This is a genomic window from Corynebacterium sp. KPL2895 (genome assembly GCF_040225815.1).
Classification (GTDB): domain Bacteria; phylum Actinomycetota; class Actinomycetes; order Mycobacteriales; family Mycobacteriaceae; genus Corynebacterium; species Corynebacterium rhinophilum.
In genome coordinates this window covers 25,049-48,363 of record NZ_JBEHFY010000005.1, presented here as the reverse complement: position 1 = coordinate 48,363, position 23,315 = coordinate 25,049, and the positions used below count along the sequence as shown (strand labels likewise).

General features: G+C 58.9%; 23 protein-coding genes. 5 read left to right on the top strand and 18 right to left on the bottom strand.

Translation table 11 applies throughout. The annotated features are described in order from the left end of the window. Positions 1 to 3 precede the first annotated feature (3 nt). The 4 genes from ABRP95_RS03330 to dapB are packed head-to-tail and all read right to left on the bottom strand — an operon-like array spanning position 4 to position 4,632. A complete protein-coding gene (locus ABRP95_RS03330) occupies positions 4 to 2,169 on the bottom strand; it encodes a ribonuclease J (protein ID WP_284864382.1) in 2,166 nt (721 codons plus the stop codon). A 2-nt stretch (positions 2,170 to 2,171) separates the two neighbouring features. Continuing rightward, positions 2,172 to 3,080, bottom strand: a complete 909-nt coding sequence (gene dapA / locus ABRP95_RS03325; RefSeq protein ID WP_034654087.1) for a 4-hydroxy-tetrahydrodipicolinate synthase — start codon at positions 3,078 to 3,080, stop codon at positions 2,172 to 2,174. A gap of 54 nt (positions 3,081 to 3,134) precedes the next feature. Continuing rightward, the gene (thyX, locus tag ABRP95_RS03320; protein ID WP_349838943.1) at positions 3,135 to 3,881 is read right to left on the bottom strand and encodes an FAD-dependent thymidylate synthase; all 747 of its coding nucleotides are present in this window, start codon (positions 3,879 to 3,881) and stop codon (positions 3,135 to 3,137) included. A gap of 4 nt (positions 3,882 to 3,885) precedes the next feature. After that, entirely contained in the window at positions 3,886 to 4,632 is a 747-nt protein-coding gene (dapB, locus tag ABRP95_RS03315; RefSeq protein WP_349838942.1) for a 4-hydroxy-tetrahydrodipicolinate reductase, read from the bottom strand. A gap of 125 nt (positions 4,633 to 4,757) precedes the next feature. On the opposite strand from dapB, the gene ABRP95_RS03310 reads away from it, so the two are divergent. After that, positions 4,758 to 5,147, top strand: coding sequence for a VOC family protein (locus ABRP95_RS03310; protein ID WP_005278808.1), 390 nt, complete (start codon positions 4,758 to 4,760; stop codon positions 5,145 to 5,147). A gap of 117 nt (positions 5,148 to 5,264) precedes the next feature. Further along, entirely contained in the window at positions 5,265 to 5,996 is a 732-nt protein-coding gene (locus ABRP95_RS03305) for an AMIN-like domain-containing (lipo)protein (protein ID WP_284769629.1), read from the top strand. Between the two features lie 85 nt (positions 5,997 to 6,081). On the opposite strand, the gene ABRP95_RS03300 is transcribed toward ABRP95_RS03305, so the two are convergent. The 4 genes from ABRP95_RS03300 to ABRP95_RS03285 form a co-directional block, all read right to left on the bottom strand. Continuing rightward, complete coding sequence (locus ABRP95_RS03300; protein WP_284769628.1) at positions 6,082 to 8,328, bottom strand: polyribonucleotide nucleotidyltransferase; 2,247 nt, start codon at positions 8,326 to 8,328, stop codon at positions 6,082 to 6,084. Between the two features lie 213 nt (positions 8,329 to 8,541). Then, positions 8,542 to 8,811: a 30S ribosomal protein S15 gene (rpsO, locus tag ABRP95_RS03295; RefSeq protein ID WP_005278802.1), complete on the bottom strand. Its 270-nt coding sequence runs from the start codon at positions 8,809 to 8,811 to the stop codon at positions 8,542 to 8,544. A 149-nt stretch (positions 8,812 to 8,960) separates the two neighbouring features. Further along, a complete protein-coding gene (locus ABRP95_RS03290) occupies positions 8,961 to 9,902 on the bottom strand; it encodes a nucleoside hydrolase (protein WP_349838941.1) in 942 nt (313 codons plus the stop codon). After that, positions 9,903 to 10,925, bottom strand: a complete 1,023-nt coding sequence (locus ABRP95_RS03285) for a bifunctional riboflavin kinase/FAD synthetase (protein ID WP_284769626.1) — start codon at positions 10,923 to 10,925, stop codon at positions 9,903 to 9,905. Between the two features lie 23 nt (positions 10,926 to 10,948). On the opposite strand from ABRP95_RS03285, the gene truB reads away from it, so the two are divergent. Beyond that, entirely contained in the window at positions 10,949 to 11,842 is an 894-nt protein-coding gene (gene truB, locus ABRP95_RS03280; protein ID WP_284769625.1) for a tRNA pseudouridine(55) synthase TruB, read from the top strand. Positions 11,843 to 11,890: 48 nt separating this feature from the next. On the opposite strand, the gene ABRP95_RS03275 is transcribed toward truB, so the two are convergent. From ABRP95_RS03275 to rimP, 9 genes are all read right to left on the bottom strand, one after another. Beyond that, positions 11,891 to 12,565, bottom strand: coding sequence for a 4'-phosphopantetheinyl transferase family protein (locus tag ABRP95_RS03275; protein WP_284769624.1), 675 nt, complete (start codon positions 12,563 to 12,565; stop codon positions 11,891 to 11,893). Then, positions 12,565 to 13,371, bottom strand: coding sequence for a metallophosphoesterase family protein (locus tag ABRP95_RS03270; protein WP_284769623.1), 807 nt, complete (start codon positions 13,369 to 13,371; stop codon positions 12,565 to 12,567). The genes ABRP95_RS03275 and ABRP95_RS03270 overlap by 1 nt, the downstream gene beginning before the upstream one ends. A gap of 101 nt (positions 13,372 to 13,472) precedes the next feature. Beyond that, complete coding sequence (locus ABRP95_RS03265; protein WP_284769622.1) at positions 13,473 to 14,783, bottom strand: MATE family efflux transporter; 1,311 nt, start codon at positions 14,781 to 14,783, stop codon at positions 13,473 to 13,475. Continuing rightward, entirely contained in the window at positions 14,773 to 15,741 is a 969-nt protein-coding gene (locus tag ABRP95_RS03260) for a DHH family phosphoesterase (protein ID WP_284769621.1), read from the bottom strand. The genes ABRP95_RS03265 and ABRP95_RS03260 overlap by 11 nt, the downstream gene beginning before the upstream one ends. Continuing rightward, complete coding sequence (rbfA, locus tag ABRP95_RS03255) at positions 15,742 to 16,185, bottom strand: 30S ribosome-binding factor RbfA (protein WP_284769620.1); 444 nt, start codon at positions 16,183 to 16,185, stop codon at positions 15,742 to 15,744. A 221-nt stretch (positions 16,186 to 16,406) separates the two neighbouring features. Beyond that, complete coding sequence (infB, locus tag ABRP95_RS03250; protein ID WP_284769619.1) at positions 16,407 to 19,280, bottom strand: translation initiation factor IF-2; 2,874 nt, start codon at positions 19,278 to 19,280, stop codon at positions 16,407 to 16,409. Between the two features lie 107 nt (positions 19,281 to 19,387). After that, positions 19,388 to 19,750 carry a YlxR family protein gene (locus tag ABRP95_RS03245; protein WP_284769618.1) on the bottom strand — a complete coding sequence of 121 codons (363 nt, stop codon included), beginning with the start codon at positions 19,748 to 19,750 and terminating at the stop codon, positions 19,388 to 19,390. Between the two features lie 84 nt (positions 19,751 to 19,834). Further along, entirely contained in the window at positions 19,835 to 20,851 is a 1,017-nt protein-coding gene (nusA, locus tag ABRP95_RS03240) for a transcription termination factor NusA (RefSeq protein WP_284769617.1), read from the bottom strand. Between the two features lie 23 nt (positions 20,852 to 20,874). Further along, positions 20,875 to 21,414, bottom strand: a complete 540-nt coding sequence (gene rimP / locus ABRP95_RS03235) for a ribosome maturation factor RimP (protein ID WP_284769616.1) — start codon at positions 21,412 to 21,414, stop codon at positions 20,875 to 20,877. 38 nt (positions 21,415 to 21,452) lie between these two features. Between rimP and ABRP95_RS03230 the strand changes: the two genes are divergently transcribed. Together ABRP95_RS03230 and ABRP95_RS03225 are read left to right on the top strand one after the other, a co-directional pair. Next, positions 21,453 to 22,301, top strand: a complete 849-nt coding sequence (locus ABRP95_RS03230; protein WP_284769615.1) for a DUF4439 domain-containing protein — start codon at positions 21,453 to 21,455, stop codon at positions 22,299 to 22,301. 182 nt (positions 22,302 to 22,483) lie between these two features. Then, positions 22,484 to 22,813, top strand: coding sequence for a transglycosylase family protein (locus ABRP95_RS03225; protein ID WP_410755737.1), 330 nt, complete (start codon positions 22,484 to 22,486; stop codon positions 22,811 to 22,813). Between the two features lie 129 nt (positions 22,814 to 22,942). Here the strand turns inward: ABRP95_RS03225 and ABRP95_RS03220 are convergent, their stop codons facing one another. Further along, positions 22,943 to 23,305, bottom strand: coding sequence for a DoxX family protein (locus tag ABRP95_RS03220; protein ID WP_284782145.1), 363 nt, complete (start codon positions 23,303 to 23,305; stop codon positions 22,943 to 22,945). Positions 23,306 to 23,315 lie beyond the last annotated feature (10 nt).

Sequence of the window (23,315 nt, the reverse complement as noted above, 5' to 3'; positions counted from 1 at the left end):
AGCCTACAGGGACTCGCGGCTGGCGTCGACATCGGCGTCATCGGCAAGCAGCGTGCCTGAATTCGTCGGCACGATAGTGGGCAAAATAACCGGCTCACGCTTGTACTTGGAATCCATGAGCTTGGAGACCTTGCGGCGCAGCTTTTGCACCATCCGGTAGGTGTCATTCTCACCCTCTGCGGCGAGATCGTTCATGGTATTTTCCACCATCTCCGCAACCTCGGGCACAACACCGCGGTCATCATCGGAGAAACCGGTGGTTGCCACGGTTGGGTGCTCGAGCAGGCGGGAGGTGCGGTTATCAATCACACAGGTAATGGATACCACGCCGCCGGCGCCCAGGTTGGTGCGGTCTGCCAAGGTATCGGCATCGACATCGCCCATGGACACGCCATCGACGTAGAGGTGGCCAACCTGCAGCTGGCCGACGACCTCCGCGCGGCCCTTGCGCAGATCCACCACGACGCCGTTTTGCGCCAAGACCGTCCGGTCGCGGGCCACGCCGGTGGAAATCGCCAATTCCTTATTGGCGCGCAGGTGGCGCCACTCGCCGTGGACCGGCATGGCATTGCGCGGGCGCGCCGCGTTGTACAGGAAGAGCAGCTCGCCGGAGTAGCCGTGGCCAGATGCGTGGACCTTGACGTCCTGGTTGGTGATGACGTTGGCACCAATCTGGGACAGCATATTGATAACGCCGAAGACGGCCTCTTCGTTGCCCGGGATGAGCGAGGAAGAGAAGATGATGGTATCGCCATCGCGCACCGTAATCTGGCGGTGTTCGCGGCGCGCCATACGTGAGAGCGCAGCCATCGGCTCACCCTGCGTACCGGTGGTGATGAGCATGGTCTTGTGCGGGGCCATCTTCGCGGCCTCGTCGATGGGGATAATCGTGCCGCGCGGGACCTTCAAAAAGCCCATCTTTTCCGCGATCTCCATATTGCGCATCATCGAGCGGCCATTGAAGGCCACCTTGCGGCCATTGGCCACGGCAGCGTCGATGGCGGCCTGCACGCGGTAGACGTTCGAGGCGAAGGAAGCCAAGATGACGCGCTGCTTCGCATTAGCCACCAAGCGCTTGAAGTTGGCCGGGATATCGCCCTCGGAGGCGGATACACCCGGCACAGTGGCGTTGGTGGAATCGCACAGCATGAGGTCGACGCCCTCGTCGCCGTAACGAGACAGCGCCGGAAGGTCGGTCGGGCGATTGTCCAACGGGGTTTGGTCCAGCTTGATATCACCGGTATGGATGATATTGCCTGCCGGGGTTCCCAGCATGATGCCGAGCGCATCTGGCACGGAGTGGTTGACCGCCCAGAAGCGAACGCGGAAGCAACCGTAGGTCACGTCAGACTTCTCGTTGACCTCGACGAACTTCGGCTTCTGGCGGTGTTCCTTACACTTCGCCGCAATGAGCGCGATGGTGAAACGGGAGGCCACGATGGGGATATCCGGGCGCAGCTTCAGCAGCCACGGGATGGCACCGATGTGGTCTTCGTGGGCGTGGGTGACCACGAGGGCCTTGACCTTGTCGATCTTCTTTTCAATCGGCCCGAAGTCCGGCAGGATGAGGTCCACGCCAGGCTCGCCAGACGATGGGAAGAGCACACCGCAGTCAATGATGAGCAGCTCATCGCCGTACTCAAAAACGGTCATGTTGCGGCCGATTTCGGAGATACCGCCCAAGGCGTAGATGCGCAGGGTATCCTTCGCCTGCTTTGGCGGTTCTGGCAGGCGCTTGGTTAAATCAGCGCCCTGCATGGACTTCGGCACGTTGCGGCGGCCGCGGTTATTGTTATTGCGGCCACGGCCCTTGTCGTTCTTTCCGTTGCCACCGTTGTTGTTCTTGTTATTGCCGCCGTGGTTATTGCCGCCGTGGCCATTACCACCGTGGTTATTTCCTTGGCCATTGCCATTATTGCCGTTTCCGCCACGACCACGACCGCGGCCGCCACGGGAACGCGAGCGGCGGCCGTTGTTATCGCCGTCGTTCTTGTTATCGGCAGAGTTATTCTTGCCAGAGTTGCCCTGGTCCTCATTTCCGGCATTGCCGGCGTTATTGGCAGGGGTCTGAAATACGGGCGAAGCCGCCTCATTGGAGGCGGTCTCAGTTTCCGAAGGTGGACCCGCCTTGCGGGTGACCTTGCGGGAACGGTTACGGGGTTCAGTCATTCTTAAAGGACTCCAGATTGTTCCAAATCACGGCGAAGTACCTCGCGTTCCTCCTCGCTTGCGGCGGTAACAGGAAGGCGGGGATCGCCAACTTCAAAGCCCTGCAGGCGCAGAGCTTCCTTTGCAAATGTCGCTCCGCCCAACCGCGCCTGAGCGCGGGTCAGTGGAAGAAGCGTTGAGTAGTTTATTTCTTGCGCGCGGGCCAAATCGCCCGCATCGAAAGCTTCATAGAGTTCTACCAAGGCACGCGGTGCGGCGTGGCCGATGACGGAGATGAAACCCGAAGCGCCGAGGGATAGCCACGGCAGGTTAATCGGATCATCACCGGAGTACCACGCCAAGTCGGTTTCTTGGATGAGTTCTGCGGCCGCGGAAAGATCGCCCTTGGCGTCTTTCACGGCTTGGATAGTCGGCAATTCCGCAAGGCGGCGGAGCGTATCCGACGCCACTGGGATGCCCGAGCGGCCAGGGATGTCATAGACGCAAATCGGCAGATCCGTAGAATCAGCAACTGCGGCAAAATGCTCGTAGACGCCCTTTTGGGAGGGCTTGGAGTAATACGGAGTCACCACGAGCAAGCTATCGGCTCCTGCGGCGGCGGAAGCTTGGGCAACCTCAATCGAGGTTGCGGTGTTATTGGTTCCAGCGCCCGCACAGATCCGGACGCGGTCTCCTACTTCCTCTTTTACGGCCTTGAGCAGCTCCAACTTTTCGTCCAAGGACGTGGTAGGAGACTCGCCCGTCGTTCCACCCAAGATGAGTGAATCCACGCCGTTGTCTACGAGATGAGCTGCCAGGCGGCGACCCGCTTCTACATCCAGCGCACCGTCACGATCAAACGGAGTGACCATGGCGACGCCAATGCGACCGAAGGTGTCAACGCCAGTCTTTGCTGTCATACCTGTGCTCATAGCCGTCAAGGTTACCCGCTAGGGCACCTTTTGGCCGCATCGGGGTGGCGCGTGTTAAGCGTAAGGGCTTGCGGCCATCTGTGTTCCATCGGCCAACGTGGTGATATGGAAGTCATCGAAAAGCGCGGGTGCTTGCCCCTGCAAATGCTTCAAACACTCCACCGCCACGTGGCGCAATTCCGTATCCGCGTGCTCGGCCGCCCGAGCTCCAATGAAGTGGCGCCACGCGCGGTAATTACCGGTAACGACGAGCCTAGTTTCCGTAGCGTTGGGCAATACTGCGCGCGCTGCCTGGCGCGCCTGCTTCTTTCGCAGCAGCGCATTCGGCTCATCGAGCTTTTCTTCCAAGGCTTCTAGCAGCTCATCGTAGACAAAACGGGTTTCATCGACCGCCTGCATGACCAACCGGCGCAATTGCTCATCTTCTTCCACCAGCTTGGGCAGCGCTACTTGCGTCTCCTTTGGATGCACAAAGCGCTGGGATAGCTGCGAGAAGGAAAAATGCCGGTGTCGAACCAATTCGTGGCTGGCAGAGCGCGAGAGCCCCGTGATGTACATCGTGGCCGTGGCGTGTTCCAATAGCGCCGTATGGCCTACTTCCATGATGTGATGTAGGTAGGCGGAATTCGTAGCGGTGCGCGGGTTGGGCTTGTCAAAAGACTCATAACACGCCCGTCCGGCGAATTCGACGAGGGCCTCGCCGTCAGTCGCCGTGTCATCAGCGCTCCACTGCGTTCCCTGCGGCGGATGAAACTCGGTAGCGGCAATGAGCTGGATTTTTAGCTCACTCGCAGTGGCCATACCGCTACAGCCCCAGGTACTTGTCTAGCCCGACGACCAATCCTGGGTGCTGCGCAATCTCCCGCACGCCGACCAGTACGCCTGGAGTAAAGGAGGAACGATCGTAAGAATCCTGGCGGATGGTCAGAGACTGTCCCTGCGCACCGAAAATGACCTCTTCGTGGGCCACCATGCCGCGGGTACGCACGGCATGCACCGGGATTCCGTCTACATTCGCCCCACGTGCCCCATCGAGGGACTTTTCCGTTGCATCCGGCATCTCCCCCAGGTCGGCGTCGCGGCGCGCCTGGGCAATGGCCTCTGCGGTGTGGATGGCGGTGCCGGAAGGCGCATCCAGCTTGGTGGGGTGGTGGAATTCAATGACCTCTGCGGTCTCGAAGAACTTCGCCGCCTGCTTGGCAAGCACCATGGTCATCACGGCAGAGATGGCGAAATTCGGTGCGATCAGCACGTTGCCAGCACCTTCTTGGCGGGTCCACTGCTCCACCTGCTCCAAGCGCTCTTTATCAAAGCCAGTGGTGCCCACCACGCAGTGAATGCCGTTCGCGATGCAAAACTCCAGGTTCCCCATCACCGAATCAGGCTGGGTGAAGTCCACGATGACCTCTGCGTGATTATCAACCAAGTGCTGCAGGTCATCCCCGCGGCTAATTTCCGCTACGAGCTCTAGATCATCTTCGGCGTTAGCGCCTTCAACAATCGCCTTGCCGACGCGCCCTTGCGCTCCCAAGATTCCTACTTTGATCGCCATTGTGGGCCTCACTTTCTTAACAACTTTGCGTTAAAATTCTACTTGTTTAACTATCCTATCGCGCTCGCTCATGCGCGGCGGGCAGCCCTCCGGACACCAGAAATACCACTGCTAGACTGGCTGCCATGCAGATTTATATTGCTTCCGTTCCAGTAGATGACGTTGCTCGTGCCCACGATTTCTATGTCGATGTCCTTGGCTTCCGCGTAAAAGATGACGTCACACACGGCGATTTCCGGTGGCTGACGGTCACCAACGCCGACGGCGATGGCAGCGTTGAATTGCTGCTTGAGCCCAAGGGCCACCCAGCCGCCAAGACGTACACCGAAGCGCTGAAGGCGGATAATATCCCGGTCACCCAATTCTTGTCGCAGGATGTGGAGAAAGAATACGCCGAACTAAAGGACAAGGGCGTGGACTTTACCATGGAGCCCACCGACGTTGGCCCCTCCATCATCGCGGTCTTTGACGATACCGTGGGCAACCTCATCCAGCTCGTCCAGTTGAAGCGTTAGTCCACACCTTCGCTAGTTTTCTTTGTACAACAATTGCATCACTTCCCCAGTTGAGCCACTTGTGTACCGGTAGAATTGAAAGAGACAACAAGGTAGACAACCTAGGAAGTGGTCACAATGTCTCGATCTACTCTCACCCGCGTTATCGCTGCTGGCGCCGGTATAAGCTGCATGCTCTCATTGGCTGCTTGCGCTAGCCCCAGCGATGACAAGGCCGCCGATGCCTCATTTGCCACGCAGGAGGAATCAACCAGTTCCACTGCAGAGTCGACGACGTCATCGGCAAAGAAGTCAGAGCCTTCTACCACGACCACTGACGATGACCCAACCAAGACGGTAGAAGACACCGCCCCGTTAAGCCACAATCAACAAAAGGCGCAAGGCAATAATCCAAAGCCGACTTTTGGTGGCATGGGCACGCCCTCCCTCGAGGATCAACACCACCTTCCTCCTGGATTGGGTGGCCTCGTTCCCACAGAGATCCGGGTAGCCGCGCACGATTCTTTCACCCGCGTCGTGGTCGACCTTGAAGGAGACGGCGAAGCCGGGTGGTTTACCACCTATACGGATCAGCCCGCCCACCAGGCCTCGGGACTTCCTGTCGAGGTAAAAGGCGCTACATTCCTCAACCTTGGCATCGAGGGCACCCCGTGGCCATCGACGCCAGAGTTGGAGCAAAAGTTCATGGATACTGGCATCACCCCAGGTGCCGGCGTGGTGCAAGAGATCAACTACACCACCACCTTCGAGGCGCAAACGCAGTTGATCATCGGTCTAAAGAAGCAAACGCCGTATTCCGTGACCTTCCTGCAGAACCCCAAGCGCCTCGTGCTTGATTTCCAAAATTAGGTAATCATAGCGAAGGCATAGCAATGGCCCTGTTTCCCAGCATGTGCGGGAAACAGGGCCATTGCTCTAACGAGCGCGCGAGGAATTAGTCCTCAACGGGCACTAGGGAAATCTTGCCGCGGTTATCAATATCCGCGATTTCTACCTGTACCTTGTCGCCCACGTTGACGACATCTTCGACCTTCTCGATGCGCTCGTCGCCACCCAGGTTGGAGATGTGGATCAATCCATCGCGGCCTGGGGTCAAGGATACGAAGGCGCCGAATGGAACGGTCTTGACTACCGTGCCGAGGAAGCGCTCGCCTACCTTGGGCAACTGCGGATTGGCAATGGAGTTAACCTTTTCAATCGCAGCATCCGCTGCTTCGCCGGTTACCGCAGAGATGTAGACCGTGCCATCGTCTTCAATCGAGACTTCAGCACCGGTATCTTCGGTGATCTGGTTGATGGTCTTGCCCTTAGGCCCGATGAGCTCACCGATCTTATTAACCGGAATCTTCACCGAGGTGATCTTCGGGGCCAGGCCAGACATCTCATCTGGGGAATCAATGACCTCAGCCATGGTTTCCAGGATGGTGGCACGGGCATCGCGGGCCTGCTCGAGTGCTTGAGCCAAGACCTTAGACGGAATGCCATCGAGCTTCGTGTCCAACTGCAGCGCAGTGATGAATTCAGAGGTACCTGCAACCTTGAAGTCCATGTCACCGAAGGCATCCTCGGCACCGAGGATATCGGTCAGTGCGACGAACTTTTCCTTGCCCTTAACCTCACCGGAAACCAAGCCCATGGCGATGCCGGCTACCGGCGCCTTGAGCGGAACACCCGCATTGTAGAGGGACAGGGTGGATGCGCACACAGACCCCATGGAGGTGGAACCGTTGGAACCGAGCGCCTCAGAGACCTGGCGGATGGCATACGGGAAATCCTCGCGCGACGGAATGACCGGAAGCAGGGCGCGCTCGGCTAGTGCACCGTGGCCGATTTCGCGGCGCTTGGGCGAGCCGACGCGGCCGGTCTCACCGGTAGAAAATGGCGGGAAGTTGTAGTGGTGCATGTATCGCTTGGATTCGATAGGAGTAAGCGAGTCGATCTGCTGCTCCATCTTCAGCATATCCAGGGTGGTTACACCGAGGATCTGCGTTTCACCGCGCTCGAACAAGGAAGAACCGTGTGCGCGTGGTACCAAGTCAACTTCGACGGACAGGTCGCGGATATCGGTAAGCCCGCGGCCATCGATGCGGAAGCCATCGGTCAAGATCTTGCGACGCACGATCTTCTTCATGACCTCGTTATAAGCAGCACGAATCTGCTTGGAGGCCACTGCTTCTTCCAAGTCCGCGAATTGCGGCAACAGGTCTTGTTCTACCTGTTCCATGTGTGCATTCGTAGCCTCGTCGCGCTCCTGCTTGCCTGGGATGGTCAGCAGGTTCTCCAGCTTCTTGGAAGCAGCCTTTTCCACGGCGTCGAAGACATCGTCCTCATAAGCCGGGAAGAGCGGGAACTCCTGGGTCTCCTTGGCAGTACGCTCTGCAAGGCCGTTCTGGGCCTCACACAGGGTCTTAATGAACGGCTTGGCTGCCTCGAGGCCCTCGGCGACGGCGGCTTCTTGCGGTGCCGGGGCGCCATCGGCAATGCGCTCAGCAACGTTGGTGCCGGCGCCAGCTTCCACCATCATGATGGCGACGTCTTCTTTACGGCCCTTAGTAACGATGCGGCCTGCAACCACCATTTCAAAGAGCGCGCGCTCGTGCTGCTCGTGGTTCGGGAACGCCACCCACTGGCCTTCTGGGTGCTTGTCATCAGCGATGAGCGCCATGCGCACGCCGCCGACGGCGCCGGAGACCGGCAGGCCGGAAAGCTGGGTTGCTGCGGACGCGCCGTTAATGGCTACGACGTCATAGTACTCTTCTGGGTCCTGCGACAGGACGGTGATGACCACCTGCACTTCGTTGCGCAGGCCCTTGACAAAGGTGGGGCGCAGCGGGCGGTCGATGAGGCGGCACGCCAAGATGGCCTCGGTGGAGGGACGCCCCTCGCGGCGGAAGAAGGAGCCGGGGATCTTGCCGGCTGCGTACATGCGCTCTTCCACGTCCACGGTAAGTGGGAAGAAGTCAAAGTTCTCGCGCGGCTGGTTCGAGGCAGTCGTGGTGGCCAGCAGCATCGTGTCATCGTCGAGGTACGTGGTTACGGAACCATCTGCTTGGCGGGCCAGCTGGCCGGTTTCGAAACGAACGGTGCGGGTACCAAAGTCCCCATTGTCGAGGACAGCGATAGCTTCGGTAATACCGAATTCTTCATCGATATTGAACTCTACGGAGTTCTGAACGCTCATCTAGTAAATCTCCTTGAATGTTTTAGGCGATCGTCGGTGCCGCCTTTTCCACATTGTTTTTGACAACGGTGAAAATTCTAACAGAGATTCCGTACTTTTGAGCTACGGCAATTACAAACGCCCCTCTCCTCACAAGGATAAAGTGGGTAATAAAACCACTAATTCCCCTTGCCGCAAGGCAAGGGGAATAATTCGGCCGCAGCCGCGTCGCAATTAGCGGCGCAGGCCCAGGCGGGAAATCAGATCACGGTAGCGATCCACGTTGTTTTCTGCCAAGTACTTCAGCAGGCCACGACGACGACCAACCATCAGCAGCAGACCACGACGGGAGTGGTGATCGTGCTTGTGGAACTTCAGGTGCTCGGTCAAAGTATTGATGCGGGAGGTCAGCAGGGCAACCTGTGCCTCGGGGGAACCGGTGTCGGTCTCGTGCAGGCCGTACTCCTTGAGGATTTCGGCCTTCTTCTCAGTGGTCAATGCCATGAGTATTTCTCCTTTATTTCAGTCCACACTATTCTTCAACGCGCAGCGCCGCCGTGGCGAGCTCCGCGTGCCGCAACTGTCGTGAACCACAGTCGCTAAGCCAAATCGTCATCTTACAGCCAATTAGCGCGGCAAATCAAAACGCTGCACTACTTGGCGCCCACCGTCCGGAAAAGTTCTTCGAGGTAGTCCACGAATTCATGGACGAAGCGTTCGTTGTCCACGCCCACGGCCACCTTCGCGGTAGGTTCCTGGCTCAGCCGGGTTTCATCGGCAATGGTGCGCCCGCGGGTGGGGCCTTGCGTATCCGTTTTCATATTGGTTTCGATGACCTCTACCAACGACGGATCTGCGGCTACCGCCACGGCCAGCGGATCGTGCAGACCGCAACCTCCCAAGTGGGGAGCCGTGGTGGCATAAGCGCGAATGTAGTAATCCACCATATTGGCGAAAACCTCGCCCGCGGTCGTTCCGGTCTCCCGCCAGCGCGCGGTTTCTTTTTCCGTCAAGAGGGTGCGCAAGGTGACATCAAGGCCGACCATGGTGACATCTTGGCTGTGTCGGAAGAGATAATCGGTGGCATCCGGGTCTTGGGAAATATTGGCCTCTGCCCACGCGGAGACGTTGCCAGGAACGGTCAGCGCTCCGCCCATCATGACGATGTGGGCGTTGGCGGCAAAGGTGGTATCGGCAAGCATAGCCTGGGCGATGGTCGTCGACGGACCTGTAGGAATAATGACCAGGTCATCACCGTAATCGCGCACGGCCTGCAAGAGGAAATCCGTGGCCGGCTGCGTGTCCTCGGTCTTACCGGACGGGCTAAGCGCGACCTCGCCCACGCCATTCTGGCCGTGGATGAAGGAGGAAATCTCGCTGGGCTGGAAACCGTCCGGGCTGCGGCCCGCAAAGACCGGGATATCAGACCTATCCAGCAAATCCAGCAGCGCCAGGGTATTGCGCACCGCCAGCGGCACCGTGACGTTGCCATAAGTACACGTCACACCGATGAGCTCAAGATCGGGGTGGGCCAGGGCATAAGCCAAGGCCAAAGCATCATCAATGCCGGTATCAAGATCGAGGATGGCCTTCATTTACTTCTCCTTTAAGAAATAGTCTTCGCTATTGCAGCCCTGCGCGCGAGCATCGGCAGCCAGCACCTTGCGGGCGGCTGCGACGTCCTGGGCCATGGCTTCCAAAAGCTCATCGACGGAATGAAACTTCACCATATCCCGCAGGTGGCCCACGAATTTCACGGTTGCCTCATAGCCATAAAGATCGGCATCGCGGTCCAAGACAAAAGACTCCACGGACCGCTCTTCATCACCAAAGGTGGGATTCGTACCGACGGAAATCGCCGCGGCATAGGCTACTTCGGGCTGCATATCCCCATCGAGGGGCGAGTCAGAATGCACAATAAACCAACCGGCATAAACCCCGTCCGCGGGAATGGCTACGGTATCCGGGAAATACTGATTAGCCGTGGGAAATCCCAGTTCCTTGCCACCGCGCCCCGCACCGCGCACCACGGGACCAGTGACCGTAAAGTGCCGACCAAGCGCCCAATTCGCCGATTCTATTGCGCCCCGGGACAGGCTATGGCGAATATAGGTGGAACAAATCTGCACACCGTCCTCGTCCAAGAGCGGGATGATATCGACGCTAAATCCAAACTCCTCCCCCAGCTGCCGCATGGCTTCCGCAGTACCGCTGGCCCCAGCGCCAAAGGTGAAGTTCTCCCCCACCACCACGTGGTGCGCATGAAGTTTGCCCACCAAGAGGTCGCGCACATAGGGGCGCGGCTCCACCCCCTCAAGCTCCTTGGTGAAGTCAATGACAAGCACCATCTCGATGCCCATTTCTTCCGCGAGCTCCAGCCTGCGCTCGAAGCTCACCACGGATAACGGGGCGCGCTCCGGCAAGAAAACGGAGACCGGGTGCGGGTCAAAGGTCACCATGACGGGGACCTGACTATTCGCCCGCGCATGCTCCACGCAAGCAGAAACGAGCTGTTGGTGGCCGCGGTGCAAGCCATCGAAGACGCCAATGGTTACCGAGGTCGGCCCCACATCCGCGGGGATGTCATCGATTCCGTAACAAATATCCACGGAATCCATCGTAGAGCATAGACTTGTACCCTATGACTGATGCGCTCGCACATTCCGGACTTGTCATTGTTGATAAGCCTGCCGGCATGACCTCTCACGATGTTGTTAGCCGCCTACGCAGGTATTTTCACACCAAAAAGGTCGGCCATGCCGGCACCTTAGATCCCATGGCAACTGGGGTGCTGGTCCTTGGCATCGAACGCGGTACCAAATTCCTCGCGCACATGGTTGCTTCCACCAAGTCTTATTCGGCCACCATTCGCCTCGGCGCTTCTACCACCACCGATGATGCCGAGGGCGAATTTCGCTGGGAAAAGCCCGCAGCAGCGCTTGATCGATCCGCCATCGAGGCCGAGGTTGCCACATTGACCGGTGAGATTATGCAAAAGCCCGCCGCGGTTTCCGCCATCAAGATCAAAGGTAAAAGGGCGCATGAATTGGTGCGCGAGGGAAAAGAGGTAGATATCCCCGCCCGCCCGGTCACCGTCCACAGTTTTGATATTCATGACATGCGCACCGAGGGCGATTTTCTAGACATCGATGTATCCGTGGAGTGTTCCTCCGGCACCTATATCCGCTCCTTGGCGCGCGATATGGGCGAGGCACTTGGCGTCGGTGGGCATTTAACCGCCCTGCGCCGCACGACGGTGGGGCCCTTTGCGCTTGCCGATGCCCACCTCCTCGACGATCTCGCAGAAAACCCCCGCCTGTCCTTGAGCCTCGACGAAGCACTCAAGCGCAGTTTCCCCGTGCTGCCCGTCACCGAGGACGAGGCCGCGGCTTTAGCGATGGGCAAATGGCTCGAGCCGCGCGGGCTATCCGGGGTGCATGCGGCGGTAGCCCCCAATGGCCAGGCCATCGCGCTCATTAAGGAGAAGGGAAAAAGGTTGGCCACGGTCTTTGTGGCGCGGCCGTCTACCCTCTAAACCAGAGCCTTAGAGGGAAGACCAAGGGGACCAGTGCGAACGTTCGGTTTAGGCGGAGAAATCAAGGGCCGGAACCAGCGTGGAAACCACGACATAACCGCCCTTTAGGATCCACTTGCCAGTGATAAACGGCACTGGCGTGGGGCGGGCCAGGATATAAGAAATAAAGGTTCCATCTTCGCGGATATCGATTTCTGCCTGATCGAAATCGAGCCACCGATGCGTCATGGGAAACCACGCCTTATAGGTGGCCTCCTTGGCGCAAAATAGCAGGCGGTCTGGGCAGTGCACCCCCGCCTTTTCTAGGCGCGGCAGCTGCGGCATTTCCCCGGATCGGGCGATCATGGTCAACACATGTTCGGGCAGCCGCTGCGCCGGCTCCGCATCAAGGCCAATGGAGCGAAAATCCGTAGTGGAGGCCACCACCGCTGCGCGCAGGCCCTCCGTATGCGTCATGGATCCGATAAATCCTTCGGGCCACAGCGGCATGCCCCGCTCTCCGCGCATAATCGGGTTAGTACCTGTAAAGCCCAGCTCGCGCAGGGCCTGGTGCGCACACCACCGGGCATCGCCAAATTCGGACTTCCGGATATCGACCGCCTGCGAGACTATGGACTGTTCCTTAGGGTCGAGCTGATCATAGTTGAGTAGGTCGGACTCGCGGGCATCCGTACGCACATAGCAATACCGGGTAGTTTCTGGGAACAGGTCGGGGTATAACATCAATTCACCTCCCCAAACGTCGAAGTAACTGGGTATGGCCACGGGATACGGTGCGGCTGGTTACGCCATTCGCGCGGGTAGCCTAATGAGACTTCGATATGGTCTACCCCATCCACATTCATCTTTGAAGGCATGTGCAAGTGGCCGTAAATGACAGCTTCTGCCTTGTACCGTCGCGGCCACGAACGCGTATGCCGCGAGCCGCTCCACAGGGCAATCTCTGGAAAGCGCAGAACCATCGTAGGTTCTTGCACCAGTGGCCAGTGGTTAACCAAGATAGTTGGGCCCTGTACTCGGGATAAACGCTTAATGGAATACGCCAAGCGGTCCCAACACCATGCGCGCACGTCTACGAAGGGAGCGATTGCTACCTCATCGGTCATGACAAGCTTTTTAGAGTGTGCCTGCTGCACCGCTTCTTCCACCGAGGTACCCGGTGGGCGGAAACTGTAGTCATACAGGGTAAAAAGCGGCACAATCGTTATCCCATTAAAAGCCGGATAGGGGTCCTCTGGGGTGATAACGCCGATTTCCCGGCAGGCGGCCACCAGGTAATCGTATTTTTCGCGCCCCTTGTACTGGTCTTGGGAACGAGAAAATAAATCGTGATTGCCTGGTGCCCAAATGACGGTGTCATAGCGCGCGGCCAAGTCCCGCAAGATGCGCAGGATAAGCTCGCTGCGCTCTGCAACATCGCCTGCCACAATGAGCCAATCGGCCGGATCGGGTGGGTTAAGTTCTGCAATGCGCGCTAAATTTTCACGGATCGCGCCGTGCAAGTCTGCTACTGCCCATAGCGTTGGCATTACCGCTCCCACCCGCCTTGCTCATCATCGTTACGGAGTCTCTCGCTGTAGTTAAATCTGTAGTGCTGTTGCTACTCGTTACAGTCACTGTAGCGCAGGTACTACTCTGCTACTACAGCCCATTTCATGGAATAGAAGCGGTAGACCACGCCAATGAGGCGGAAAGTAATGAATGCAGCCAAGCCGCACCACACGCCGGTAAGGCCCGTGCCCATGGCATGTGCGAGGAGCACCCCGGGCAAAAATCCCAGAAGAACCGAGGCAATAGTCAGGCTGCGCAAGAATGCCGCATCCCCTGCCCCCAATAGAACGCCGTCCAGGGCAAAGACCACGCCACCGGCGATGACCATGCCGACCAGGATCCACCATGGTTGGCTCATGGCATCGATGACCTCCTGAGAGGATGTAAAGACGCGCGGAATGAACCCGGCCCCAGCGGCGAAAACCAAGGCGAGGAAGGCTGAGAAAATCGTAGAATACATCACTACCTTGCTTCCCACGCTGCGCGCGTGGCGCGCCGAACCAGCGCCCAAGGCAGCTCCAGTCAAGGCCTGAGCGGCAATGGCCAAGGAATCCAAAATCAGCGACATGAAATTCCACAGCTGCATCATGATTTGGTGGCCGCCCAACGCGGCCGTGCCCACGCGGGATACCACGGCCGTTGCAGTTAGAAAGGCCACCTGAAAGCTAGCGGAGCGCAAGATAAGGTCGCGGCCCAAGATCAACTGTTTACGCACGATGTGCCACCGAAATTTCCACGAACCTTCGTGCTGTTTATACAGCTCGCGCACGAAGAGGCTCGCGATAATGCTCATCCCCAATACGGTGGCAATGGCAGACCCGGCAAGGCCCCACCAATACACGAATGCGGGTACGGCAATGGCTCCGGGAATCATTCCGGCAAGGGTGAAATAGAGCGGCTTCTTGGTATTTTGCACACCGCGCATCCAGCCATTTCCGGCCATTTCCACCAACGTTACGGGAATCGCCAGTGCAGCGATCCGCAGCCACAGTGCAGTTCCGGCCGCAGTCGTAGGATCCCCGGTAAGCCACTGGGCAAAAACACCGCCGAAGATCCACATGATGAGGGCTAAAAGCCCACCAACGCCCAGGGCCACGTAGGTTGCTTGCACACCTTCTGCCACTGCCTCGGCGCGCTTACCAGCGCCAAAAAGGCGAGACGAGCGAGCCGTCGTGCCATAGGACAGGAAGGTCAGCTGCGTGGTCACCACGGTATGGATCGTGGTTGCCGCGGCGAGCGAAGCCAATTCCTGGGCACCCAGGCGCCCCACCACTGCGGTATCGAGCAAGAGGTAGAGCGGCATCGCGGCCAGGACTCCAAGCGCAGGAAACGCGAGGCCGAAGACCTCGCGTGCGCTTACTGTCGTGGGGGTTGACTGCCTAGTGCTCATCGATGGCACTCACCAGCTCCGCGACGATTCGTTCTTCGCTTCCCGATGTCATGTACCCAGCAGCGGGAATATGCCCGCCGCCACCAAATTGGGTTGCCAAGGCGGCGCAATTGATCGTAGTCGAACGCAGCGATACCGCCCATATCCCAGGCGACTGTTCCTTAAAGACCACACCCAATTCGGTGCCTTCAAGGGCACGCACGAAATCTACTAGGGACTCGACTGCGGAATCCGAATGACCTTCGATATCGGCCAAGCCTGCAACGAGGATGCCCACACCCATTTCACCAGCATGTTCAATGCGCAGTCCTGCAAGCACGCGGCCGACCATCTGCAGATCATCTGGAGTCGTGGCATCGAGCAGATCCGTGGCAATCTGCTTGGTATCCAGGCCATAGCGCATCAAGCGCGTGGCCACATCGTGCATGGCGGGCCTGCCCCACCGGAAGCTACCCGTATCGGTCAAAAGACCCGCATACAGGCAGTGTGCGATGCTGCTTTCGATTTGCACCGACAGCATATCCAGGATGGTCAATATGGCCACCGTGGTGGACTCGCACTCTGAATCAACCAAGTTCACTGAGCCAAACCCGAGGTTGGACGAGTGGTGGTCGATGCACAGCACGCGCCCTGCCTCTGTCAGCTCGGCGATATCTGCAGAAAACAAACCAGTGCGATCGATCGACCCACAATCCACGGTGACATAAAGGTCATATCCCTGCGGGAGCTCCCGCATGACCTTAACGTGATCTGCGCCGGGAATGGAGTAAAGATTAGGCGCAAAGTCCTTGTCCTGGCCAATGACCGCACAGGCTTCTTTCCCACTTTGTTGCACGGCTAAGAGCAACGCCGTGGCTGAACCAATGGCATCGGCATCCGGGCGCAAGTGAGTGATAATACAGATGCTTTGCGCGCCAGAAATGGCATCGACTGCGTCCTGATATTCCTTGCGGGTCACTTAAGCCTCGTCTTCATCGGAGGTTTTATACGGATTGGCCTCGCCCGCGGGCTTAGCGTTTTCCTTCAATTTTGCTAGCTCCTCATCGCGAGCCCGAGCGCGCGCCAAGAGCTCTTCCATGTGCGCGGAGGCTTCCGGGACGGTATCGAGCTCAAAAGCAAGGGTTGGGGTAAAGCGAACGGACAACTGATCGCCAACGATCTTGCGCAACTGTCCCTTCGCGCGCTTGAGTGCTTCCTCAGCCTGGTCATAATCGGGTTCCGCATCGATATCGTGGCCACGCACCGTGTAAAAGACGGTAGCGTCGTGCAAATCACCGGTGACGCGTGTATCGGTCACGGTGACCATCTCCAAGCGGCGATCCTTAATCTGCAGCTCAATCGCACTAGCCACGATTTCCTGAATTCGTTTTGCTAGCCGCGCCGCGCGTGCGTGATCGACCATGAGAACCTCCAAGCTAAAGGGGAAAAATTTATTCCTAAATTACCGTGTCGCGGTATCAGAAACCACCAGTTTAGTTACTCACCGCACCCAATGGAAACCGCTTGAAAACCTCACATGCGAAAACGCGAAACGGCCCGCTCTACCTGCCGCACCTCGCGATCTCCCTCCGTAGAGAAAGAATCTTGAGGTGGGCACGCACAGCGGGCCGAAACTAGCAGCGACTAGTCGCGCGGTACCTCGACTTCTTCATAAGCCTGGATGATATCTCCTACCTGGATATCCGGGTAGGACAGCACCATACCGCACTCATAGCCGGCCTTGATCTCAGTAGCGTCGTCCTTTTCGTGACGCAGGGACTCGATCTTGGCATCGGCAGTAACCACGTTGTTATCGCGGAGCAGGCGAACCTTGCCGTTGCGGACAACCTTGCCTTCGGTGACCATACAACCGGCGATGGTACCCACCGAGGAGGACTTGAACAGGGCGCGGATTTCGGCCGCACCGGTGTCGCGCTCCTCGTAGATCGGCTTGAGCATGCCCTTGAGAGCGGCCTCGACTTCCTCGATGGCCTTGTAGATAACCGTGTAGTAGCGGATATCCACGCCCTCTTGGGTAGCGATCTCCGTGGCCTTGCCCTCCGAGCGAACATTGAACGCAATGATGACGGCATCGGAAGCGGCGGCCAACGAAATATTGGTCTCCGTTACGGCACCAACACCGCGGTCGATGATGTTGAGCTCGACTTCGTCCTCGGTCTTGATGTCCAACAGGGCATCTTCCAGCGCCTCGACGGAGCCGGCGTTGTCGCCCTTGAGAATGAGGTTGAGGGTCGAAGTCTCCTGCAATACCTTGTCCAGATCCTCCAGGGACACGCGCTTGCGCTGCTTTGCCTGCAAGGCAGAACGCTTACGAGCATCGCGCTGGTTAGCAATCTGGCGGGCCACGCGGTCATCATCAACCACGAGCAGGTTATCGCCAGCACCTGGAACGCCGGACAGGCCTTGCACCTGTACCGGGCGGGAAGGACCGGCTTCCTTGACGTCCTCACCAAACTCATCGAGCATGCGGCGCACGCGACCGTGTGCATCGCCTACCACGATGGAATCGCCGACGTGCAGCGTACCGCGCTGGACGATGACCGTAGCCACCGGGCCGCGACCGCGGTCCAAGTGAGCTTCGATGGCCACACCCTGGGCATCCATCTCTGGGTTAGCCGTGAGCTCGAGGGCGGCATCGGCAGTCAGGATGACAGATTCCAGCAGCTGGTCGATGTTCTGGCCCTGCTTAGCAGAGATGTCCACGAACATCGTATCGCCGCCGTACTCTTCAGGCACCAGGCCGTACTCCGTGAGCTGGCCACGGATCTTTTCCGGCTGCGCCTCCGGCTTATCCACCTTGTTCACGGCCACGACCACCGGGATATCGGCAGCCTTGGCGTGGTTGATGGCCTCAACCGTCTGTGGCATGACGCCGTCATCGGCGGCGACTACCAAGATGGCCAAGTCAGTAGACTTCGCACCGCGGGCACGCATGGCGGTAAAGGCCTCGTGACCAGGGGTATCCAGGAATGTGATGGTGCGCTCGCCATCCACGTCAACCGTGGTCTGGTAAGCACCGATTCCCTGGGTAATACCGCCGGCCTCACCGGCTGCCTCATTGGTCTTACGGATGGTATCCAACAGGCGGGTCTTACCGTGGTCAACGTGACCCATGACGGAGACGACTGGAGGGCGGTGTTCGAGGGCCTCTTCGCCGCCTTCATCCTCGCCGAATTGCAGGTCGAAGGACTCGAGCAGCTCGCGGTCCTCGTCTTCTGGGGAGACGACTTCTACCTTGTAGTTGATCTCGTCACCGAGCAGCTGCAGCGTATCTTCCGATACGGATGCGGTTGCGGTGACCATTTCACCAAGGTTGAACAGTGCCTGTACCAATGCTGCTGGATCGGCACCGATCTTCTCCGCGAAGTCAGACAGCGAAGCGCCGCGGCGCAGGCGGACGGTCTGTCCCTTGCCATCTGGCAAGCGGACGCCGCCTACGACGTGCTTCTGCTGCTCTTCAAACTCATGGCGCTTTTGCCGCTTCGACTTCTTGCCCTTGCGTGGTGCGCCACCTGGACGGCCGAATGCACCAGCGGTGCCGCCGCGACGCCCACCGCGTCCACCGCGGAAACCGCCGGGACGACCGCCGCCTGGGCCGCCTGGACCACCAGGTCCGCCGTGACCACCTCGACCGCGGCCGCCGCGTCCACCACCGCTCGGTGCCTTGGAGGGCATCGAGGCAGGGTTCGGATGCGAAGGCATCATGGCTGGCGACGGACGACGTCCACCGCCGCCACCCTGGCCTTGATTCTGATCCTGGCCCTGACGGTTAGTGCCGCCCTCGTTGCGGCCGCCGCGCTTTCCACCGCGGTTATCGCCAGGCCGGTTGCCGCCGCGCTGGCCCTTGGAGCCACCGGGACGTGGGCCTGGTCGGTTATCGCCGCCACCCGTGGAAAATGGGTTATTGGCAACGCGGCGGGATCCACCGGGCTTAGGCATCGGTCGCGGCATGGCGTTGCCTGGGGTCGGACGCTCGCCCGACTTCTTGGCATCGCCTTGGCCTGCGTTTTGACCTGGCTTCGGTGCACCTTGGCCGGGCTTCGGTGCTGGCTTGCCAGCGGCAGCGCCCGGCTTTGGTGCTGCCTTACCAGGCTTGGGGGCAGCCTTAGCGGACCCTGCGCCTGGCTTCGGCGCAGCGTCGGATGGCTTCGGTGCCTGTGCCCCTGGCTTCGGTGCGCCGGGCTTAGGCGCAGCGGATTTCGCTCCGCCCTGTGCGCCAGCGCCTGGCTTTGGCGCAGGCGATGCCTGCTTCTTGGCGCTGCCTTGACCGGGCTTAGCGGGCTTGGCAGTTTTCTCAGCCTTGTCTGCCTTAGCTTCGGTGGCATCGCCACCGGACTGTGCTTCATAGTGAGCACGCATCTTCTTGACCACCGGTGGTTCGATGGTCGAGGATGCGGTTTTCACGAACTCGCCTTGTTCTTTCAGGGTGGCGAGCAGTTCCTTGCTGGTTACTCCGAGCTGTTTTGCCAACTCGTGAACACGTAGCTTTCCGGGCACTTGTCTCCTCTTGGTATCGCCTAGGAGCCAAGGCCGCGAAAAACTGGCCTGACTCCTAGTTAAACGTTCTGGACTTTCATCGCTGATGCTTCATCGTTGTGCGCTCATCAGTGTTCGGTCTTCCTTTTTAACTCTGGTGTGTACGAATCTTGTGCAGCTTGTTCCGCACACGGTACTTTTTCGCCCTGTACATTTTCGTACTGTGCTTCCAAGTATCTACGTACCTGACCTGTGTCCACGGATGCGGACGTGCGGAGCGCGCGCTTGAAAGCATGTTTGCGCTCAGCTAGCTCGAGTGCAGAAAGCGTGGGGCTAATCCATGCGCCGCGGCCGGGAAGCCGCCGGAATGGATCCACCACCGCGCGGCTGCCTTGAGGATCATTGGCATCAATGACCACCCGCAGCAGCTCCGTATCGGGCATGCGGCGACGCGTAGCGATGCAAGTACGAAGCCGTTGAGTCTGCGACATCGAACTCCTTAACTTTCGCTGCGTCTGCATGTCCCTTTCTGCATCTGGGCCGTTTACTAGCCTACGCTATTTATCCGCATTTCCTTAATTCGCGTCCGCGTCTGAATGAATATCGATCTTCCAGCCGGTCAAACGGGCGGCTAGGCGCGCGTTCTGGCCTTCCTTACCAATGGCAAGGGACAGCTGGTAGTCAGGGACGATAACTCTCGCCACCTGCTCTTCGCTATCGAGCACGGTCACCTTGATCACCTTAGAGGGGGCCAAAGCATTGCCCACATATACGGTGGGATCCTCGCTGTAATCAATGATGTCGATCTTTTCCCCACCGAGCTGGCGCATGATGTTATTCACGCGCTGACCGCGCGGGCCAATGCACGCGCCCTTGGCGTTGAGGCCTTTAGCGTGGCCAATAACAGCGACCTTGGAGCGGTGCCCAGCTTCGCGGGCGATGGCGATCATTTCCACGCTGCCATCCGCAACTTCCGGAACTTCCAGTTCAAAAAGCCCGCGCACTAGCTCCGGATGGGTCCGGGACAAGTTGATTTGCACATTGGCGCCATTGCGGTTTACCCCCACCACATAAGCCTTGATGCGGTCACCGTGCTGCAGCTTCTCTCCGGGGATTTGTTCTGCGGGAAGCAAGATTCCGTCCTGCGATTCCAACTCGGAACCGAGCTGGACCACAACGATGCCGCGGGCATTGGCACGCGCATCGCGCTGGACGATGCCACTGACTACACGCCCGCTAAGCTCCGAATAGGAATCAAAAGTGCGCTCGGCTTCGGCCTCGCGCAGCTTGCGCAAGATGGCTTCGCGCACGGCGCGTGCACCCACGCGGCCAAAGTTATCCGGGGTGTCATCGTACTCGCTGGTTACCTCCCCGGTTTCGGAGTCGCGCTCGGTAACGATGACACTGACGGCACCGGTGGTGGTGTCGATGTCTACTCGGGACTTGGTGCCTTCGGCCTTGCTCTCCGCGGTGGATTCGCGGTAATCCAGGTAGGAATACAACAAGGCACTTGCAATCGACTCCAACAGGTCATTGACGGGGACCTGCCGTTCGGATTCGATGGTACGAAGTGCCTCAAGATCAATATTCACTTGTCTATCCTCTCGATTGCCGGTTAACTCTCGGCTTCTGCAAATGGCTGGTGCACGGCGTCTAACTCACGCTGTGATGGCTGTGCAAATTCAATTTCTACCACTGCGTGGGCAATGTTTTCCAATCGCTCCACTTCTGTATGCACCTCGTTTTTTTCAGAGGTGATAAGGACAACGGCATCTTCGTCCGCGTTGAGCGCGCCGATGCGCGCGGTGTGGCTCGTGTCGTCGCCGCGGTTAAAAGTCACCTTCCGCCCCTTGTTGCGGCGCCAGTGACGCGGTGCGGTCAGCGGCAAATCCACACCGGGGGTAGAGACCTCCAATGTATATCCGGCGCCAAAATTCAGCTCGCCCGCCGCCTCTTTTTCATCGAAGAAGGCTGAAATATCGTCGGAGACTTCCTCCAATACGTCAGAGCTGGGCCGCCTATCGCCATCGATGCGGATGATGACCTGTGATTTCTTTCCCGCCTTGGTGGTTTTAATATCCTCCACGTCCAGCCCGCGGGCTTCTAGGCGAGGTTGGAGCAAATCAGTTAATTGTTGTGCATCTGGGAAAGCCATGCCCACTAGCCTACGTCCTTCGAGGTACAGTCTTTTGGGTGAACCGCCGACGTATTGCTTTAACCTGTGTAGCCTCGACTGCCGCGCTGCCCGCCCTCGCGGGCTGTTCCGCAGTCGATTCCGTCGTCGACTATTTTGGCCCGCGCCCAGAAGACGCGCTCGAGCGCCTCGCCGTGGCCGCCGCGAGCGATAGCCTCGCCCTCCAGGGCGTCGATGATGCGGCCGCGGATATGCGCAGCTCGCAGGCCGATGCGCTGTATGAGGAGATTGCGCGCCTCTGCGGCACCGATGACCAAGGAAACGTCCCACACAGCTGTGAGGTGGAACGCCCGACGCAGGCACCACCTGCCACAGATTCCTCCCAGCTGCTAGAAGAAGCCGCCTCTGCCACAACGGAAGCCGCCGATGAGGTCAGTTCTGAGTCGCGGCCCATAGTCACGCAACAGGCCATCACGCTTAATGCCTGGCTGCCTGGCGATGCCCCCGATATTCCCACGCTCTCCCAGCCACACCGCGAGAGCGCGGCTGCTTTGTTGCAGTGGGAATACGAGCAGATCTTTGGCCTGGATTTCGCTCGGGCTTATAGCGATCCTGCTGCCGAGGGGCGCATCGATAAGCTCTTAAGCCTCCATCACCGCCGCATCGACCAACTGCAAGAGGCGCTTAGCCAGAATGGCGAGGCTCCCCAGCCGGAGCCTGCCTATTCTTCCGGCGCAGCCACGCTTCCCAGCGATGCGGACTCCGCTGCAGCCTTCCTCGATACCTTGGTTGAACTAGACGCAGACAAGTGGCACGCGGCTGCGGTGGCTGCCGCACAACAAGAAAGCCCAAACCAGGAGTGGCTGAACTGGTTAATCGGCATCGCCGCCGAAGCCAAGGCCGCATAGCTTCGAGTATTGACCCACCGTGTCTACCTGAATATTCACTGTTCGGCGGGCAGAGAAAAGTCAGCGAGTTATAGGCCGATATTCATTGATAATTCGTTCGGCCCTTACGTAATTTGGTGGATTACGTGCTTGGTGGAGATACCACAAGCCCCAAAAACACAATGAGAAGGAGTGCTTTCTCAATGCGTACGAAGAAGACTTTGCTCACTATGGCCGCAGCTACGTTGGGCATCGCGGGCATTGCCGCCCCTGCCGCCAACGCCGCCCCGGAAAGCGCGTGGGACCAGGTCGCCGCGTGCGAGTCCGGCGGTGACTGGCACATCAACACCGGCAATGGCTACCACGGCGGTCTGCAGTTCTCGCAGCAAACCTGGGCCGGTAGCGGCGGCACCCAGTACGCGCCTACCGCTGATCAAGCCACCAAGCAACAGCAGATCGAAATCGCTGAAAACGTTCTTGCCACCCAGGGTGCTGGCGCATGGCCTAATTGCGGCGGCCCCGTGGCTGGCTAATCGGCTTCCTCCCACAGCGGTAGCGTGATGCCGCCGCCAGCGCGGCATCACGCAGACAACCGACTCCCCCCCGGTATTCTTCTCGGACCCTATTGCCCGGGAAAACAGGGGAGTCGGTTCTTTTTGGTTTTATGCCCTACCCTGCGCAATCTTCCATGCGTAGCGAATCAACGGAATCTGCAGCGGCAGCCGAATGATGTGATAAAGCTTCTTCGGCCATCCTGCGTCGCGCTCGATCCAGGCGTGGTACATATTCGCCGGCCACACGGCAAGAAATAGCGCCGCGGCTGACGCGCCGCCGGATTCGCGGGTGGCGCGATCGGTAAGCAAACAGCCCGTAGCTATTTCCCAGGCGCCGGAGGCAAAGTTATACAACCGCGGCGAGCCCGGCAGCTGCGGCGGCACAATGGATTCGAAATTCTTCGCGCGTAGGAAATGCAACGCTCCCATGGCGATAAGAGCCGTGGGAAGCACCTTCTTATTAAGTCTCATGCTTCCCCAC

Coding starts and splice junctions, on each gene's coding strand:
- ABRP95_RS03330 (WP_284864382.1), bottom strand. CDS start 2,169: ATGACTGAACCCCGTAACCGTTCCCGCAAGGTCACCCGCAAGGCGGGT.
- dapA (WP_034654087.1), bottom strand. CDS start 3,080: ATGAGCACAGGTATGACAGCAAAGACTGGCGTTGACACCTTCGGTCGC.
- thyX (WP_349838943.1), bottom strand. CDS start 3,881: ATGGCCACTGCGAGTGAGCTAAAAATCCAGCTCATTGCCGCTACCGAG.
- dapB (WP_349838942.1), bottom strand. CDS start 4,632: ATGGCGATCAAAGTAGGAATCTTGGGAGCGCAAGGGCGCGTCGGCAAG.
- ABRP95_RS03310 (WP_005278808.1), top strand. CDS start 4,758: ATGCAGATTTATATTGCTTCCGTTCCAGTAGATGACGTTGCTCGTGCC.
- ABRP95_RS03305 (WP_284769629.1), top strand. CDS start 5,265: ATGTCTCGATCTACTCTCACCCGCGTTATCGCTGCTGGCGCCGGTATA.
- ABRP95_RS03300 (WP_284769628.1), bottom strand. CDS start 8,328: ATGAGCGTTCAGAACTCCGTAGAGTTCAATATCGATGAAGAATTCGGT.
- rpsO (WP_005278802.1), bottom strand. CDS start 8,811: ATGGCATTGACCACTGAGAAGAAGGCCGAAATCCTCAAGGAGTACGGC.
- ABRP95_RS03290 (WP_349838941.1), bottom strand. CDS start 9,902: ATGAAGGCCATCCTCGATCTTGATACCGGCATTGATGATGCTTTGGCC.
- ABRP95_RS03285 (WP_284769626.1), bottom strand. CDS start 10,925: ATGGATTCCGTGGATATTTGTTACGGAATCGATGACATCCCCGCGGAT.
- truB (WP_284769625.1), top strand. CDS start 10,949: ATGACTGATGCGCTCGCACATTCCGGACTTGTCATTGTTGATAAGCCT.
- ABRP95_RS03275 (WP_284769624.1), bottom strand. CDS start 12,565: ATGTTATACCCCGACCTGTTCCCAGAAACTACCCGGTATTGCTATGTG.
- ABRP95_RS03270 (WP_284769623.1), bottom strand. CDS start 13,371: ATGCCAACGCTATGGGCAGTAGCAGACTTGCACGGCGCGATCCGTGAA.
- ABRP95_RS03265 (WP_284769622.1), bottom strand. CDS start 14,783: ATGAGCACTAGGCAGTCAACCCCCACGACAGTAAGCGCACGCGAGGTC.
- rbfA (WP_284769620.1), bottom strand. CDS start 16,185: ATGGTCGATCACGCACGCGCGGCGCGGCTAGCAAAACGAATTCAGGAA.
- ABRP95_RS03245 (WP_284769618.1), bottom strand. CDS start 19,750: ATGTCGCAGACTCAACGGCTTCGTACTTGCATCGCTACGCGTCGCCGC.
- rimP (WP_284769616.1), bottom strand. CDS start 21,414: ATGGCTTTCCCAGATGCACAACAATTAACTGATTTGCTCCAACCTCGC.
- ABRP95_RS03225 (WP_410755737.1), top strand. CDS start 22,484: ATGCGTACGAAGAAGACTTTGCTCACTATGGCCGCAGCTACGTTGGGC.
- ABRP95_RS03220 (WP_284782145.1), bottom strand. CDS start 23,305: ATGAGACTTAATAAGAAGGTGCTTCCCACGGCTCTTATCGCCATGGGA.